General features: G+C 54.4%; 14 protein-coding genes. 10 read left to right on the top strand and 4 right to left on the bottom strand.

Annotated elements, in window-relative coordinates; translation table 11 throughout:
* The first annotated feature begins 3 nt into the window (after positions 1-3).
* Positions 4-2,493: a phosphoenolpyruvate--protein phosphotransferase gene (gene ptsP / locus AC6I4B_RS22815; protein ID WP_497768382.1), complete on the top strand. Its 2,490-nt coding sequence runs from the start codon at positions 4-6 to the stop codon at positions 2,491-2,493.
* A 3-nt stretch (positions 2,494-2,496) separates the two neighbouring features.
* On the top strand, positions 2,497-3,660 hold the full coding sequence (locus tag AC6I4B_RS22810; RefSeq protein ID WP_497768381.1) for an MFS transporter: 1,164 nt from the start codon (positions 2,497-2,499) through the stop codon (positions 3,658-3,660).
* A 92-nt stretch (positions 3,661-3,752) separates the two neighbouring features.
* On the opposite strand, the gene rhaT is transcribed toward AC6I4B_RS22810, so the two are convergent.
* The gene (rhaT, locus tag AC6I4B_RS22805) at positions 3,753-4,787 is read right to left on the bottom strand and encodes an L-rhamnose/proton symporter RhaT (protein WP_497768379.1); all 1,035 of its coding nucleotides are present in this window, start codon (positions 4,785-4,787) and stop codon (positions 3,753-3,755) included.
* A gap of 369 nt (positions 4,788-5,156) precedes the next feature.
* Here rhaT and sodA point away from each other — a divergent pair, with 369 nt between their 5' ends.
* Together sodA and yiiM are read left to right on the top strand one after the other, a co-directional pair.
* Positions 5,157-5,777 (top strand): superoxide dismutase [Mn], encoded by a 621-nt coding sequence (gene sodA / locus AC6I4B_RS22800; RefSeq protein WP_052284210.1) that lies wholly within the window; start codon positions 5,157-5,159, stop codon positions 5,775-5,777.
* A gap of 7 nt (positions 5,778-5,784) precedes the next feature.
* A complete protein-coding gene (gene yiiM, locus AC6I4B_RS22795; RefSeq protein ID WP_497768378.1) occupies positions 5,785-6,534 on the top strand; it encodes a 6-hydroxyaminopurine reductase in 750 nt (249 codons plus the stop codon).
* 37 nt (positions 6,535-6,571) lie between these two features.
* Here yiiM and cpxA read toward each other — a convergent pair whose 3' ends face one another.
* Together cpxA and cpxR are read right to left on the bottom strand one after the other, a co-directional pair.
* Positions 6,572-7,945, bottom strand: coding sequence for an envelope stress sensor histidine kinase CpxA (gene cpxA, locus AC6I4B_RS22790; RefSeq protein WP_497768376.1), 1,374 nt, complete (start codon positions 7,943-7,945; stop codon positions 6,572-6,574).
* Positions 7,942-8,640 carry an envelope stress response regulator transcription factor CpxR gene (gene cpxR, locus AC6I4B_RS22785; RefSeq protein WP_497768375.1) on the bottom strand — a complete coding sequence of 233 codons (699 nt, stop codon included), beginning with the start codon at positions 8,638-8,640 and terminating at the stop codon, positions 7,942-7,944. Before cpxR ends, cpxA begins: the two co-directional genes overlap by 4 nt.
* A gap of 149 nt (positions 8,641-8,789) precedes the next feature.
* Here cpxR and cpxP point away from each other — a divergent pair, with 149 nt between their 5' ends.
* The 6 genes from cpxP (at position 8,790) to AC6I4B_RS22755 (ending at position 14,690) form a co-directional block, all read left to right on the top strand.
* A complete protein-coding gene (gene cpxP / locus AC6I4B_RS22780) occupies positions 8,790-9,290 on the top strand; it encodes a cell-envelope stress modulator CpxP (protein WP_497768373.1) in 501 nt (166 codons plus the stop codon).
* Positions 9,291-9,431: 141 nt separating this feature from the next.
* Positions 9,432-10,325, top strand: a complete 894-nt coding sequence (fieF, locus tag AC6I4B_RS22775) for a CDF family cation-efflux transporter FieF (RefSeq protein ID WP_497768372.1) — start codon at positions 9,432-9,434, stop codon at positions 10,323-10,325.
* A gap of 200 nt (positions 10,326-10,525) precedes the next feature.
* A complete protein-coding gene (gene pfkA / locus AC6I4B_RS22770; protein WP_497768370.1) occupies positions 10,526-11,488 on the top strand; it encodes a 6-phosphofructokinase in 963 nt (320 codons plus the stop codon).
* A gap of 65 nt (positions 11,489-11,553) precedes the next feature.
* Positions 11,554-12,411, top strand: coding sequence for a helix-turn-helix domain-containing protein (locus tag AC6I4B_RS22765; RefSeq protein ID WP_497768369.1), 858 nt, complete (start codon positions 11,554-11,556; stop codon positions 12,409-12,411).
* A 124-nt stretch (positions 12,412-12,535) separates the two neighbouring features.
* Positions 12,536-13,711 (top strand): MFS transporter, encoded by a 1,176-nt coding sequence (locus AC6I4B_RS22760; RefSeq protein WP_497768367.1) that lies wholly within the window; start codon positions 12,536-12,538, stop codon positions 13,709-13,711.
* On the top strand, positions 13,704-14,690 hold the full coding sequence (locus AC6I4B_RS22755; RefSeq protein WP_497768365.1) for an alpha/beta hydrolase fold domain-containing protein: 987 nt from the start codon (positions 13,704-13,706) through the stop codon (positions 14,688-14,690). The genes AC6I4B_RS22760 and AC6I4B_RS22755 overlap by 8 nt, the downstream gene beginning before the upstream one ends.
* A gap of 52 nt (positions 14,691-14,742) precedes the next feature.
* Here AC6I4B_RS22755 and rraA read toward each other — a convergent pair whose 3' ends face one another.
* Positions 14,743-15,228: a ribonuclease E activity regulator RraA gene (gene rraA / locus AC6I4B_RS22750; protein ID WP_497768364.1), complete on the bottom strand. Its 486-nt coding sequence runs from the start codon at positions 15,226-15,228 to the stop codon at positions 14,743-14,745.
* Positions 15,229-15,316 lie beyond the last annotated feature (88 nt).

Here is a 15,316-nt window from a genome sequence, read left to right as displayed (position 1 = left end):
ATTGTGTTAAACATTCGTTTTACCTGCCCGTTGCCAAACGGTCTACATGCCCGCCCGGCCAGTGCGTTAGAGCAGCGCGTCAGCGCATTTCAGGCTCGCGTTCAGATAGTCAATCTGCGTAACCAGCGTCAGGCCGATGCCCGTAGTGTGCTGGCGATGATTGGGACCGATATTTTGTATCAGGACTCGTGTGAACTGGTGATTGAGGGCGAGGATGAATCTGCCGCGCATCAGGCGCTGGCGCAGTTTGTGATGCAAGAGTTTGCCGCGTGTGACGAACCCGTGGCCCAGACGCCGGAAAGGGCGGAACAACCTCTGCCGGTTTTTCTGGCACAGACCCGCGCGGAGATTGTGCGCGGCAACGGCGTAAGCGCTGGGCTGGCGCAAGGGGTGGCAATGCATCTGGGCGTGCCGGATCTGCACCCGTTGGCGGAGCTCGAGGCGATGGCTGCTCCAGCGGTACAGCGAACCGCGCTGGCGGCGGCACTTGAGCAAGTACGCCGCGAGCTGCACGAAGCATTACCGCATACGCAGGGAGAAGCCGCGTCGGTACTACAGGCTCATGTCAAACTGCTGGACGACGCGCTCTTTGAAACCGCGCTGCTTGCCGACCGTACCGCGCGCAATGCGCTGGCCGCGCTGGCACTGGCGCTGGATGAACTGAGCGCGCCGCTGCGCGAAAGTCGCAGTGTCTACCTACAACAGCGGGTGCTGGATTTACAGGATTTGGGTCTGCGTCTGGCGGCGCATCTCACCGCGCAACCGCTGATGCCACAAACGGCATTGCCGCAAGACACCATTGTTATCAGCCCGGTTCCAATAACGCCAGGCCAGTTTCTGGCGCTGCGCGGCCCACATCTGAAAGGTGTGGTGATGGGCGCGGGCGGGGAAACGTCGCATACCGTTATTCTGGCGCGATCGTTCGGGATTCCGCTGCTGAGCGTTGAGGTGGCGGAAACGGGGCGTATTCGCGGCGGTGAAGCGCTGCTGCTCGATACCCGCTACGGAGCGGCGGTGGTGTCGCCGGATGAGCAGGCACTGCGCTGGTATCAACTGGAAGAGGACAAACGTCAGCGCCTTGAGGCGCGTTTACAACCGCTTATTCAACGCCCTGGGGCGACGCAAGAGGGCGAGCGGGTGGCAGTGCTGGCGAATATCGCGCTGGCGGCAGAAGCGGAGTCGGCATTTGCCGCCGGGGCGGAGGGGATTGGTCTGTTCCGCACTGAAATGCTGTTCTGCGAACGTGCCGCGCCGCCTGACGAGGAGGAGCAGTACCAGGCCTATCGTCATGTGCTGGAACAGGCGCGGGGGCGTAAAGTGGTGATCCGTACGCTGGATATTGGTGGCGATAAACCCTGTGACTATCTGGCGATGCCGCCGGAGGAAAACCCCTTTCTTGGCTGGCGCGGCATCCGCCTGTATCCCGAATTTATGTCGATTTTCCGTCCTCAGATGCGTGCGCTACTGCGCGCCAGCGCCGCCGGGCCGTTGCAGATTATGGCGCCGATGGTGACTACGCTTGCTGAGGTGAAGTGGCTACGTGAACAGTTCCAGCAGACGGCGGCGCAACTGCTGGTCGAGGGGGCGGCGGTTGGGCAGTGGTCGCTGGGTATTATGGCGGAAGTGCCATCGGTGCTTTATCTGCTGGAGAAAGCCGCCGCGTATATCGACTTTGTTTCGATTGGCAGCAACGACCTGACGCAATACTTCCTGGCCTGTGACCGGGGCAACGCGCAGGTGCGACATCTCTACAACTATTTTGACCCCGCATTTTTACAGCTGCTGAAAGAGATGACGGCACGCGCGCAGCGGGCCGGTATTGAGATCAGCCTGTGCGGTGAGATGGGCGGCGACCCGTCGGCGCTGGCGCTACTGTTGGGCGTTGGTTTACGACAGATCAGCATGTCCTCAAGCCGTATTGCGCCAGCAAAGGCGCGCTTAATGACCTTAACCCTCGCGCGCAGTGAGCAGATGCTGGAACGGGCATTAGCCTGCGAAAGTGGTCAGGACGTGGCTGTACTACTTTCGCAACAGGTGGCAGCGCAAGCAAAACCCGTATTTGATCCCGCCCTGATCCTGCTCGATCGGACTGTTACCAGTAAAGCGGAGGCGATTAAGGTACTCACCGATAATCTGGAGGTTGAGCAGCGGGTCTTGTCCGGCTCAGCCGTTGAGGAGGCGATTTGGCAGCGTGAGGCGATTTTTTCTACCGCATTAGGATTTGCGATTGCCCTCCCGCACTGCAAATCAGCGGCGGTCGCGCATAGCTGCGTGTCGGTGATGCGTTTGAGTGAGCCGCTGGCGTGGAGCGACGAGGTGGATGTCTCGCTGGTTATCATGCTGACGGTGAGTGAGCAGGAGAAGGGCGATCATATGAAAATCTTCTCCCGCCTGGCGCGTAAGTTGATGCATGTGGCGTTCCGTGAGCAGTTGCTCGGCAGTACGTCGCCGCAGGATGTCGCCGCACATCTGGCGCAGGAAATGGCGGGATAAATTATGGTACAGAATCCTCGCCGGGCGTTCATTTTGCTGTCGGCTGTCTTTTTTTACTGGGGCGTTCTGACGGCCATTAATAGCGCCACTATCCCCTTTTTCCGGCAAGTTTTTTCGCTTTCATGGCGAGACTCGATGTTGGTCAATGTGGCGTTTTATCTCGCACCGTTTGTGGTTTGTTTACCGTGTTCGAGCTGGATGGTGCGTTTCGGGTATCGCCGTGCGCTCTTACTGGCGTTGATACTCGCCGCAAGTGGGGCGGTGGTGATTGCCGTATCGCTCTGGCTGGTGTCATTTGCGGGTTGCCTGGTGGGGATTTTCATTGTGGCAATGGGGGTTGCGGCGATGCAGGTGGTCGCAAACCCTTATGTCAATCGGCTTGGCGAGGCGCAAAGTGCGGCAGGGCGCCTCAGTCTGGCGTCGTCCATCAACTCCTTCGGGGCGGCGCTAGCGCCTATCGTTTTGGCGGTTGTTCTGGCTGGCTCTGTCATCTCAGTTCCCGGGATGTACCTCGGTTTGATGCTGGTGGGGAGCGTGCTGCTTGCCGCGTTATACCGTGTTGCTATGGCTGATTTTCGTGACGTGCACGAGAATATTTTCTCTGCGATTCGTGTGCTCAGGGGCTATGCGCAGTTTCGTACTGGGGTGAGTGGCATTCTTGTTTACGTTGGTGTTGAAGTCAGCATGGGGACGACGGCTCTCAGCTATCTTCACGACCCGTCTTTGGGCGGGTTTACGCTTGCACAAGCGACCTCCTTTATTGCGTTGTACTGGGGCGGTGCATTAGCTGGTCGGTTTTTGTATGGCTTGCTGGCTCACTGTTGCCGACCTCCGTTGTTGTTTTGCCTGTGTTCTTCGGGAGCGGTACTACTCACAGTTGCCGCGATAGTTTTCGCTAACCGTTTTGGCGGCTATTGCCTGCTGGCTACGGGGCTCATGAATTCGGTGATGTACCCCATTATTTTCTCTCGCACGCTCTGCGGCCTTGATCGCTATGCGGCATCCATTTCTGCTTGCTTGATTATGGCGGGCATTGGCGGCGGAGTGCTGCCCTTTATCCAGGGGATGGTTATCGATGCTGTGGGTCTGCGTTTAAGCTTTTGGGTGTTGGTTATCGGCTATCTGTTTTTATTGCTGAATGGGCTTAAGCCATACGCTCGAACGTGAGTAACGCCATTAATTTAATCTTCGGGGGTATTTAACTGCGAAGTCGGGATGACGCCAGCACAATGGCGTCATCGTCGTCGGGGGTTGTGTCGTTAGCTTGCCATGCCGAGGCCAACAATATTGGCAGCGATGATAATCACAACGCAGCCCAGAATCAGCGTATTAACCGGGCGGCGGCCTGCGTTTTTCCACTCTTTCAGTACCAGCCCAACCAGCCCACCGCACAGGACATAGAAACTCATGTGCAGCATCCAACTGATGTAGTCATACTGCGCCGGAATTTTAGCGTGACCCCAGGCGTAGAAAAAGAACTGGAGATACCACATTAACCCGCCTAATGCGGAAAGCAGAATATTGCTGATGATGAGCGGTTTTGCCAGCGAGAAGTCAGCTTTTACCGACAAAGTTTTGATTTTTGCCAGGCGGAAAAAACAGAAGCCGAGGTTGATCAACGCCCCGCCGCCCATGATAACTACATAGCTTGGTAGCGCGACATAAAGTGGATCGACGCCGAGGGCAGCCGCCGCTTCATGCATCGGTTTGGCGGCGCTCATGGCAAAAGACATACCTGCCGAAAAAATGCCGCACATCACGGCGAGCACTAACCCTTTTTTAAGATTAAAGTCCTCGGCTTTGATGCCCATACTGCGTTCTTTAAGCTGCCCAGCGCGGGTCACAATGCCAACGCCAATCAGCGCCACCAGAACCCCCAGCAGCGTCATGCGACCGCCTTCGGTATTGATGAGCACATCAAAACTGCCGTTCAGAACTGGCGTCATCAATGTGCCGACAATGAGCGTAATCCCGATGGCAATCCCAATGCCCATCGACATGCCGAGATAGCGCATCGTCAGCCCGTAGTTGATATTGCCAATCCCCCACATGGCGCCAAACAGAAAGACGGGCATCAGCGTGGAAGCGCTAAAAGCGCTGTAATAGCCCCAAAAATTGGGAAGCAGCAGGGCGCTGATAGTCCAGGGGAGGATAAGCCAGGAAACCGTGCCCCCAACGGACCACATCGTTTCCCAGGACCAATGTTTCACTTTCTTGAACGGGGCATAGAAACAGGCTGCACTGGCCGCGCCTATCAAATGCCAGAAAATACCCATCGTAATCGCATTATTCATTATATTTCCCTTAACGGTTTATTGTCGGCAATGCTGTTCGCCAACCCGTGCAGCTTAAAAAGTATGCGATTCAATAACCTTCCGTTAATTGCCACGACGAATTAAGCGCTGACCATCAGAGGGATATCTTTACGAGGGGCTTCACATTTTGAGGACATGCGGATGTAAAGCGACGGTTTTGCCTGTTGCAGCAATAGGCAGACCATTTTGGCGAATTAACGCCGTGATATCAGATACATAACCAGGAGTTATAACCTTATAAAAACTACGGCATTGATAATCATTTTCAATATCATTTAATTAACTATAATGAACCAACTGATTACGCGGCGTTAACAGGTTTGCCGCCCGACAATAATGGAGATGATTATGAGCTATACCCTGCCATCCCTGCCTTATGCGTACGATGCCCTGGAACCGCACTTCGACAAACAAACGATGGAAATCCATCACAGCAAACACCACCAGGCTTACGTGAACAACGCAAATGCAGCGCTGGAAAGCCTGCCGGAGTTCGCTTCTCTGTCTGCAGAAGAGCTGATCGCTAAACTGGATCAACTACCGGCTGACAAAAAAACCGTTCTGCGTAACAACGCAGGGGGTCACGCAAACCACAGCTTCTTCTGGAAAGGCCTGAAAAAAGGCACGACTCTTCAGGGCGACCTGAAAGCGGCTATCGAGCGTGATTTCGGTTCCGTTGATAACTTCAAAGCTGAATTCGAAAAAGCAGCAGCAACCCGCTTTGGCTCCGGCTGGGCGTGGCTGGTGCTGAAAGGCGACAAACTGGCGGTTGTTTCTACCGCTAACCAGGACTCCCCGCTGATGGGTGAAGCCGTTTCTGGCGCGTCCGGTTTCCCAATCGTCGGTCTGGACGTCTGGGAACACGCCTACTACCTGAAATTCCAAAACCGCCGCCCAGACTACATCAAAGAGTTCTGGAACGTGGTGAACTGGGACGAAGCCGCAGCGCGTTTCGCCGCTAAAAAATAAAGTTGCATTGCACGTCCTGAGAAGCGAGTCTGATGACTCGCTTTTTTTGTATCCGCGTAAGGAGCAGCAGATGCATTATCCGGTTGACGTGTTTATTGGCAAAATTCGCGACTATGACGGCAGTCGCCCAAGCGCTATCGGCAAAATACAGATAGACGGTGAGCTGGAGCTTACCGAGCTGGGGCTGCTGGGCGATGAACAGGCAGAGAAAAAAATCCACGGCGGCCCAGACCGCGCGCTCTGCCATTTTCCTCGCGAACATTACGCTGAATTAATTCGAGATTTCCCCGAGCAAGCGTCGCTATTTTATCCCCCGGCGTTTGGTGAAAACCTATCGACGGAAGGTATGACCGAGCACACGGTGTTTATCGGCGATATTTACCGTTGGGGTGAGACGCTTATTCAGGTGACTCAGCCACGCTCCCCGTGCTTTAAGCTAAATTTTCACTTTGCTATCAGTGATATGGCGTCGTTGATGCAGGAAAGCGGCAAGGTCGGTTGGTTGTACCGCGTGATTGCGCCGGGCAAAGTGTCCAGCGATGCGCCGCTGGAATTAGCGTCGCGCCTGAGCGATGTGTCGGTGTATGACGCGGCGGCGATTGCCTGGCATACGCCGTTTGATGACGACCAGTATCACCGGCTGCTGAGTGCGGCTGGGTTGTCGGTGAGCTGGAGTCGGACGATGCAAAAACGCCGTCTGAGCGGCAAAATCGAAGATAACCGCCGACGGCTATGGGGCGATAAAGCGCCGAAATAAGATAAAAAATCGGCCTGCTGATGCAGGCCGATGTGTTTTAGGTTCGCTTGTACAGTGGTAGCCACAGCGTCAGGCGTAGACCGCCGAGCGGGCTGTCGTCGGCTTTCACCCAACCACGGTGCTGTTGCATGGCGCTTTCGACAATGGCCAGCCCCAATCCCGTGCCGCCTGATTCGCGGTCGCGCGCCTCATCGGTACGATAGAACGGACGGAAAATCTGCTCTCTGTCTTCTGGGCTAACGCCTGGGCCATCGTCGTCAACGTGCACGGTGACGCCGTCTTTATCAACGGAGAAACTAACGGCAATTTTGGTGTGCGAGTAGCGCAGGGCGTTACGCACGATGTTTTCCAGCGCGCTTTCTAACGCGTTCGGGTTACCGTAAAGCGGCCACGGCCCAGGCGGGTAGTCTACGCTGAACGATTTACCCATCTGCTCGGCTTCGAATGCGGCGTTATCCAGCACCTCGCCCCACAGTTGGTTGGCCTTCAACGTTTCGCTAACCAGCGCACTTTTTTGCTGATTTCTCGACATCACCAGCATGTCGTTGATCATGCTATCCAGACGCTGCGCTTCGGTTTCGATGCGCTCCAGTTCTTTGCTTTCACCACTACGACGACGCAGCAGGGCGGTTCCGAGCTGCAAACGCGTGAGCGGTGTGCGCAGTTCGTGAGAGATATCCGAGAGCAGACGCTGCTGCGAGGACATCATGCGCTCCAGCGCCATTACCATCTGGTTAAAGCTGGCTCCTGCGGCTAAAAATTCCTGCGGCCCGGCTTCCAGTTCTGGGTGCTGGCGCAGGTTCCCCTGTGCCACTTCATCCGCCGCGTTTTTCAGCTTACGCGCCGGTTTCGCCAGGCTCCACGCCAGCCATAACAGCAACGGCGCACTCACTAGCATGGTCACTATCAACAACAATAGCGGCCTATCGAACAGCAGGTTGATAAAGTCGGACTGCGAGCTGCTGGCTGGACGGATCAGGTATAACTGGTAGTTATCTTCACCGTCACGAATCGAAAATGGCCCGACTAATTCGACGCGCCCGTATTTTTTCTTTTGCGGGTGATCGGCGTTGTCCGACTGCCCGATAAAGTTACGGATAATCTGCATCTCGTTGCGTTCAGCACCGATTACGCGGCCTTCACTGGTGACCAGCAACAGGCGCTGGCCCGGTGGAGCCCATTTATCAATCGCGCGGAACAGCCGACGCCACCACATCAAATCGTTGGGGGGATCGTTGGCCAGCTCTTCTTCAACGTGCTGCTCAATCATAAGCCCCTGGCGCTGCTCACTTTCCAGCAATTCCGTCATCTGGCGTGAGTCGAGCTTAGGGAGCATCAAAACCAGCATAAGCACCAACGCCAGGGTTAACCAAAAAATGGCGAAGATGCGAGCGGTTAAACTTCCAATCATGAAGCGGAAACCATCAAATAGCCGCGTCCACGCAGGGTTTTAAACCACGGGTGGCCGTCTTTGCGCTCTGGCAGCTTACGGCGCAGGTTGGAAATATGCATATCGATAGCGCGGTCGAACGGCGTTAAGCGTTTACCCAGCACTTCCTGGCTTAAATGCTCGCGCGAAACCACCTGACCCAGGTGCTGAGCCAGCAAATAAAGCAGGGTAAATTCCGTACCCGTCAGTTCCAGCGTTTGCCCATCGAAGCTCGCTTCCTGGCGGCCTGGATTCAGGCTCAGGGCATCCACTTCGACCGTTGGCGAACCCGCATCGCTACTTTGCTGCTGCTCGCTCCAGTGTGAACGGCGCAAAATAGCGCGAATACGCGCGACCAGTTCGCGGTCGTTAAACGGCTTAGGTAAATAGTCATCTGCGCCCAGTTCGAGGCCCAGAACGCGATCCAGTTCGCTACCGCGAGCGGTTAACATAATGACGGGAGTCTGGTGTGTTTGGCGTAACTCTTTAAGCGTGTCGATTCCGTTTTTCTTCGGCATCATCACGTCGAGTAAAAGTAAGTCGATGCTGTCATCAATCAGTGCCAATGCCTGCTCGCCATCGTGGGCAACCAGAACATTAAAGCCTTCCATATCAAGCAGTTCCTTTAACAAGGAAGTCAGCTCTCGGTCATCATCAACTAGCAAAATTTTATTCATATTTTAATCCCTCCGAGGCAGAAATTACGTCATCGAGGCCCGCTAATCCATGACTTTACGTTGTTTTACACCCCCTGACGCATGTTTGCAGCCTGAATCGTAAACTGTCTATCGTTGAATCGCGACACAAAAGTTTTTGGGAGCATGTGATGCGCAATGTTATCGCTGCCGTCATGGCCTCAACGCTGGCATTCAGTGCATATAGCCAGGCCGATGAAGTCGTCACCAGCGTTAACTGGCACCCAGCGGAAAGTAACACGCTGCGAAACGGCCAGGGCCATATGTTCGACGGTATTAGTTTAACCGAACATCAACGCCAGCAAATGCGCGATCTGATGCAACGGGCACGACACGATCGTCCACCCGTTAATGTTAGCGAAGCGGAGACAATGCATCGCCTTGTCACCGCAGAAAAATTTGATGAAGCCGCTGTGCGCGCTCAGGCCGAAAAAATGGCCGAGGAGCAGATTAACCGCCAGGTAGAAATGGCGAAGGTGCGCCACCAGATGTACCGCCTGTTAACACCAGAGCAGCAAGCGGCTTTAAATGAAAATCACCAGCAGCGTATGGAGCAGTTGCGTGACGTTGCACGGATGCAGCACGGTTCGAATGTGAGTCTGTTTAGTAGCAATACCCGTAGCAACCAGTAACAAACCCTGTTTTTCCTTGCCATAGACACCATCCCTGTCTTCCCCCACATGATGTGGGGGTTTTTTTTGCCCAAAATTCGACGTTGACGCAGCGTTCATGCATTCCCGCTATACTACGCAGATCTGTAAGCAGGAGTGTTTATGAATCAATCTTATGGCCGATTGGTCAGCCGCGCAGCGATAGCGGCAACGGTGATGGCATCTGTATTGCTAGTGATTAAAATTTTTGCATGGTGGTTTACCGGGTCGGTCAGTATTTTGGCGGCGCTGGTGGACTCGTTAGTGGATATCGCTGCCTCGTTAACCAACCTGCTGGTGGTGCGCTACTCGCTACAACCGGCGGATGAAGAACATACTTTTGGTCACGGCAAGGCGGAGTCGTTGGCGGCGCTGGCGCAAAGTATGTTTATTTCCGGCTCTGCGCTGTTCCTGTTTTTGACCGGGATTCAGCATTTGGCGCAACCCACGCCGATGAGCCAGCCAGGTATTGGTGTTGTGGTGACAGTGATTGCGTTGATCAGTACATTAGTATTGGTAACGTTTCAGCGTTGGGTGGTGAGAAAAACGCAAAGTCAGGCTGTTCGCGCAGATATGCTTCATTATCAGTCTGATGTTATGATGAACGGTGCGATTCTTATCGCACTTGGCCTCTCCTGGTACGGCTGGCATCGCGCCGATGCGCTGTTTGCATTAGGAATTGGCATCTATATTCTATATAGCGCGTTACGTATGGGCTACGAGGCGGTTCAGTCTTTGTTGGATCGTGCGCTGCCCGATGAAGAACGTCAGGAAATTATCGATATCGTGAGCACCTGGCCGGGCGTTAGCGGCGCGCACGATCTCCGAACGCGGCAGTCAGGGCCGACCCGCTTTATTCAGATCCATCTGGAAATGGAAGATAACCTACCTCTGGTTCAGGCGCACCACATTGCCGACCAGGTAGAGCAAGCGATTTTGCATCGTTTTCCAGGTTCCGACGTGATTATTCACCAGGATCCATGCTCTGTTATTCCACAAGAAAACAGAGGAATTTGAACTTTCGCAGTGGTTGTACAAAGTGTGAGCTAAATCGGCATTATTTGTATAAATAACCGCCGTTTAGACTGACCTGAATCAATTCAGCAAGAAGCGCTTGATATACTATCTCTACATAGAGTCGTTCTCTCCCCTCCGTTTTACGGGAGCGCTTCGGGCAGAAGAATTTATTTTTAGCATTCCTAAGTTCAGAGGTAGTCATGATTAAGAAAATCGGTGTGTTGACAAGCGGCGGTGATGCGCCGGGTATGAACGCCGCTATTCGCGGTGTTGTGCGCTCTGCGTTGGCAGAAGGCCTGGAAGTGATGGGCATTTACGACGGCTATCTGGGCCTGTACGAAGATCGTATGGTTCAGCTTGACCGCTATAGCGTGTCCGACATGATCAATCGTGGCGGCACTTTCCTCGGCTCTGCGCGTTTCCCGGAATTCCGTGATGAAAACATCCGTGCAGTGGCTATCGAAAACCTGAAAAAACGCGGTATCGATGCGCTGGTCGTTATCGGCGGCGACGGTTCCTACATGGGTGCGATGCGCCTGACTGAAATGGGCTTCCCTTGCATTGGCCTGCCAGGCACTATCGATAACGATATCAAAGGCACCGACTACACCATCGGTTTCTTTACTGCTCTGAGCACCGTTGTTGAGGCGATTGACCGCCTGCGTGACACCTCTTCTTCTCACCAGCGTATCTCCGTTGTTGAAGTAATGGGCCGCTACTGCGGTGACCTGACCCTGGCAGCGGCTATCGCTGGCGGCTGCGAATTTATCGTGGTGCCTGAAGTTGAATTTAAACGCGACGACCTGGTGAACGAAATCAAAGCGGGTATCGCCAAAGGTAAGAAACACGCCATCGTGGCGATTACCGAGCACATGTGCGATGTCGATGAACTGGCGCACTTTATCGAAGCTGAAACGGGCCGTGAAACTCGTGCAACCGTTCTGGGCCACATTCAGCGCGGCGGCTCTCCGGTTCCTTACGACCGTATTCTGGCGTCCCGTATGGGCGCATACGCGATTGAACTGCTACAGCAAGGCTTTGGCGGTCGTTGCGTGGGTATTCAGAACGAAAAACTGGTTCACCATGACATCATCGACGCCATTGAAAACATGAAGCGTCCATTCAAAGGTGACTGGCTGGACTGCGCTAAGATGCTGTACTAACCGCATCTGATGAGCAAAATGGGCGCTGATGCGCCCATTTTGCTATCTGCTGTAAGGATTCGCCTATGCCCGCACCCTATCGTCACGAGATTATTGCGGCGGATAACGGAACGTTGGCTCTGTTTATTTTGCACACCGACTGCGCCGCCGAAGTTGCACCTCACTGGCATAAATCGCTTGAGCTCAGCTATACGCTCTGCGGTTCTATCTCCGGATTTACCATTAACGGTAAAACCTATGCGACCGCCGCCGGGCAGATTTTGTTGGTCAACCCCAACGAAGTACATTCAGTCGTGTCCAGTTCGCCGAGGCCGACGGAAGCCCTGACCGTGATTTATCCTCATCAACGGCTGCTGAATATTATTCCCCATCTGGATACGCAGCTGTTCGATCTTCACGACCCTGCCGCTTTTAGCCCGCTACAGCGTAAGGCCTACCGCAAGCTACAGCATCTGCTGAGCCAGAGCGCGGTGTTGACCCGTCGGAATAAACCCGAGGCTGGCGATATCCTGATGTTCAATGCTCTGGCGTATCAACTGATTTACTGGCTGTTACGCGCCTTTGCACAGAACAAAAACCGCTATCTGTACCAGAATGTTAATCCTACAGAGAAAATGAGTAGAGTGACCGAGTGGATAGACGGCCACTTCCACGAGAAAATCACGATGTCCGACGTGGCGAGCCGTTTTTATCTCTCCGAAACCTGGCTTGCGCACCGCTTCAGGCAGAGCGTCGGGCGTACCTTTCATGAATATCTAGTCTCCGTGCGCCTCAATGCGGCGATGGCGCTCCTGTTTGATAGCGATTTGCGAGTCCAGAACATTGCCGAACGCTGCGGTTTTCCCAACTTCAAATCCTTCGTCTATTACTTTCGCCAGGCGCACGGTATGACGCCGTTTCAGTACCGAAAATCCCGGCGCTGAGCGTTTTGTGAGCCAGATTTAAAAAGTATGATTTGACCTTTTTTTCGTCAAAAAATCGCCTATTGCCAGAACAATAGCCGCCTTATTCTGCTGCCTGTCCAACTTATTAGAGGCGGGAGCCGCTATGGAGCGGGAAAAACGCAGTCTCTTTAAAATATCGCTGTTGTCGATTTCGCTCATCAATATGTCCGGCCCAGCGGTGGCGGCGGCAATCCCGCTGATGGCTACCGCGTTTCCGCTGCGCTCGTTGGCGGATATCGAACTGACGGTGTCGGTTACTAACTTTGGCATTTTGCTGCTGGTGATCCTCGCGCCCTTTTTTGTCCGCCTGCTTGGTGATAGGAAAACGGTGATGGCGGGGCTGATATTGGCGCTGGTCGCCGGCTGTGTGCCGATATTCAGCAATAGCTATGCCACTGTTCTCTTTTCTCGCTTTATGCTTGGCTGCGGTATCGGCTTATTTAATTCGCTCTCTTATAGCCTGATCTGCCAATATTTTGACGGTGATGAGCGGGCAACTCTGCTGGGCTACCAGAACGCGGTTTCCGCGATAGGCAGTGCGTTGATGACGTTGCTGATAAGCCAGCTTATCGCCCACGGCTGGCACAGCGTATTTCTGATCTACGCCATTACCCTGGTTCCTATCCTGCTGTTTGGATTGAATATTCCGCAAACCCGCACCGTTGCTGTTACCACGGTGTCCAGAAGTTGGCGCATTGACTGGCGTGTGCCGGGCTACGCGCTGTATTTATTCTTTATTTTCGCCGGTTACATGATTCTGATCTTCAAGCTGGCGACGGTGGTGACGACTGTTGGCTACGGTGATGCCGTGTGGGCTAGCCTGCTGATTACCCTGACGACGGTGATCTCTTTTCCCGGCGGTATTTTGTTTGGCCGGGCGAGCAGAATGTTCGGCCACGCGCTCCTGCCGCTCTCGCTGCTGATTATCGGTGCGGCGCTGTTGCTGCTGGTATGTTCCGATAGCCTGGCGGCGACGGCGGTCAGCGTGTTGGCAGCGGGCTTTGTGTTCGCTTTCGTGATCCCCTACTTCTTTAGCTGCGCGGCGGCGGTCAGTTCACCGAACATGCAAACCGTGACCTCGTCGATCCTGCTGATTGGCATCAACTTCGGCGTCTTTTTACACCCGTGGGTCATCCGTATGATTCAGGTGGCGGGGGGGCGCAGCGATATCTTTTTCCCTATTACAACTTACGGCGTGCTGTTTATTGTCACCGCAATAATTCATGGTGGCTATTTGCTCGGGGGCCGGATAATGCGAGGAGCGACAGAAAATGAATGATTACGTGCAATACACCGAGCTGGCGGGGGCGCTTGACCCACAGGTGGTGGATGAACTTCAGGCGATGGCGCAGAATGCATCCGCCCAAGCGCCAGACCTGCTGAGCCTGCGTGATGCTATGGGCTGGCCAGCGCGGGATATTCATACCCGCAAGATGACCATCCACAACCAGATTATTGAGGGACACGTCAATGTGCGGATCTACCGCTGCGACGACGATACGGCAGCACCCACGCCCGCTATCCTGTTTCTTCACGGCGGCGGCTTCTTCGGCGGCTCGTTGGATAACGTAGAGTTTCCCTGCCGGGCGCTGGCGGATATCGGCGGGCTGACGGTAGTCTCTGTGGACTATTCGCTAGCGCCGGAGAAACCCTACCCGGCCGGTCTTATGGACTGCTATGCAGCTCTGTGCTGGCTCTATCTTCATGCCGACGCGTATAACATCGATAAACAGCGGATTGTGGTGGCAGGTGACTCCGCAGGCGGTAACTTGAGTCTGACGACCGCACTGCTGGATACGACACTGGGTACGCACTATCTCTCCGCCGTGGTGAGCTACTACCCAGCGACGGCGCTTGTCGATGATGACGCGCTGACCGATACCGCGCAGTACTCTGCTCGGCAGCATAAGGCGCTAATCGACGGCTACCTCAATGGTTTTTACGGTTCGATAGGGCAGGTGGCTCAGTGGTACGCGGGTGCAACGGACTGCCGTAATCCGTTTATTTCACCGCTCTATGCTGACCCAACGCTGCTGGCAGCGCTGCCGCCACTGCTGATGTGCTGCGGGGAATTTGACCCGCTCCGTCTACAGGTGGACGCTTTTGTCGATAAAGCGCGACAGGCGGGCGCAGAGGTGACCTATGTACGCTATTGCGGCATGGTTCATGCGTTTATGGATAAAGTTGGAGTACTGGCGCAAACGGAAACACTGCTGAGGGATACGGTGGCGTTTATTCGCGGCGAGCCGCTGGCGTAGTGTCAGGCCAAAAAATTCGGGGGAGCGTAAGGCTTCCCCGAGGTGACTGACATTATTCGATATCTAGCGGATCTTCTGACAAGATAATGCCGGTGTTATCGGCATAGAGATGGTCGCCGGAGAAGAAGGTGACGCCGCCAAAATTAACGCGGATGTCGCTTTCACCGATGCCTTCGCCTGCCGCACCTACCGGAATCGCGGCAATCGCCTGAATGCCGATATCCAGCTCTTCTAAATCATCGACCTGGCGGACCGCGCCGTATACCACAATGCCTTCCCACTCATTTTGAGTCGCCAGGCGGGCGAGGTCGGCATCGATCAGGGCGCGACGGACAGAACCTCCGCCGTCAACCAGCAGAATGCGGCCGCGGCCGTTCTGTTCGAGCAGATCGTACAGCAACCCGTTATCCTCGAAACATTTTACGGTGATAATTTGTCCACCAAACGACAGCCGTCCACCAAAGTTGGAGAACAGGGGTTCCACGACATTGACATCTTCCTGGTAGATGTCGCAAAGCTCGGAAGTATCGTATTTCATCGGATTAACGCTCAGTTGCTGCGAGTAATTTCAGTATATCGCGCTCTATGCATTGTTGGCAAAATCATCAATTGTTAATTGATATTTG

The sequence above is a fragment of the Kluyvera fluvialis genome (assembly GCF_059725275.1).
The sequence above is the reverse complement of the archived record's forward strand: the minus strand, read 5'-3'. Positions and strand labels throughout refer to the sequence as shown.

What these genes read in the sequence shown, in the direction of transcription:
- AC6I4B_RS22810 (WP_497768381.1), top strand. Translation starts at nt 2,497, where the DNA reads ATGGTACAGAATCCTCGCCGGGCGTTCATTTTGCTGTCGGCTGTCTTT.
- sodA (WP_052284210.1), top strand. Translation starts at nt 5,157, where the DNA reads ATGAGCTATACCCTGCCATCCCTGCCTTATGCGTACGATGCCCTGGAA.
- pfkA (WP_497768370.1), top strand. Translation starts at nt 10,526, where the DNA reads ATGATTAAGAAAATCGGTGTGTTGACAAGCGGCGGTGATGCGCCGGGT.
- rraA (WP_497768364.1), bottom strand. Translation starts at nt 15,228, where the DNA reads ATGAAATACGATACTTCCGAGCTTTGCGACATCTACCAGGAAGATGTC.
- AC6I4B_RS22760 (WP_497768367.1), top strand. Translation starts at nt 12,536, where the DNA reads ATGGAGCGGGAAAAACGCAGTCTCTTTAAAATATCGCTGTTGTCGATT.
- cpxR (WP_497768375.1), bottom strand. Translation starts at nt 8,640, where the DNA reads ATGAATAAAATTTTGCTAGTTGATGATGACCGAGAGCTGACTTCCTTG.
- cpxA (WP_497768376.1), bottom strand. Translation starts at nt 7,945, where the DNA reads ATGATTGGAAGTTTAACCGCTCGCATCTTCGCCATTTTTTGGTTAACC.
- AC6I4B_RS22755 (WP_497768365.1), top strand. Translation starts at nt 13,704, where the DNA reads ATGAATGATTACGTGCAATACACCGAGCTGGCGGGGGCGCTTGACCCA.
- AC6I4B_RS22765 (WP_497768369.1), top strand. Translation starts at nt 11,554, where the DNA reads ATGCCCGCACCCTATCGTCACGAGATTATTGCGGCGGATAACGGAACG.
- rhaT (WP_497768379.1), bottom strand. Translation starts at nt 4,787, where the DNA reads ATGAATAATGCGATTACGATGGGTATTTTCTGGCATTTGATAGGCGCG.
- cpxP (WP_497768373.1), top strand. Translation starts at nt 8,790, where the DNA reads ATGCGCAATGTTATCGCTGCCGTCATGGCCTCAACGCTGGCATTCAGT.
- fieF (WP_497768372.1), top strand. Translation starts at nt 9,432, where the DNA reads ATGAATCAATCTTATGGCCGATTGGTCAGCCGCGCAGCGATAGCGGCA.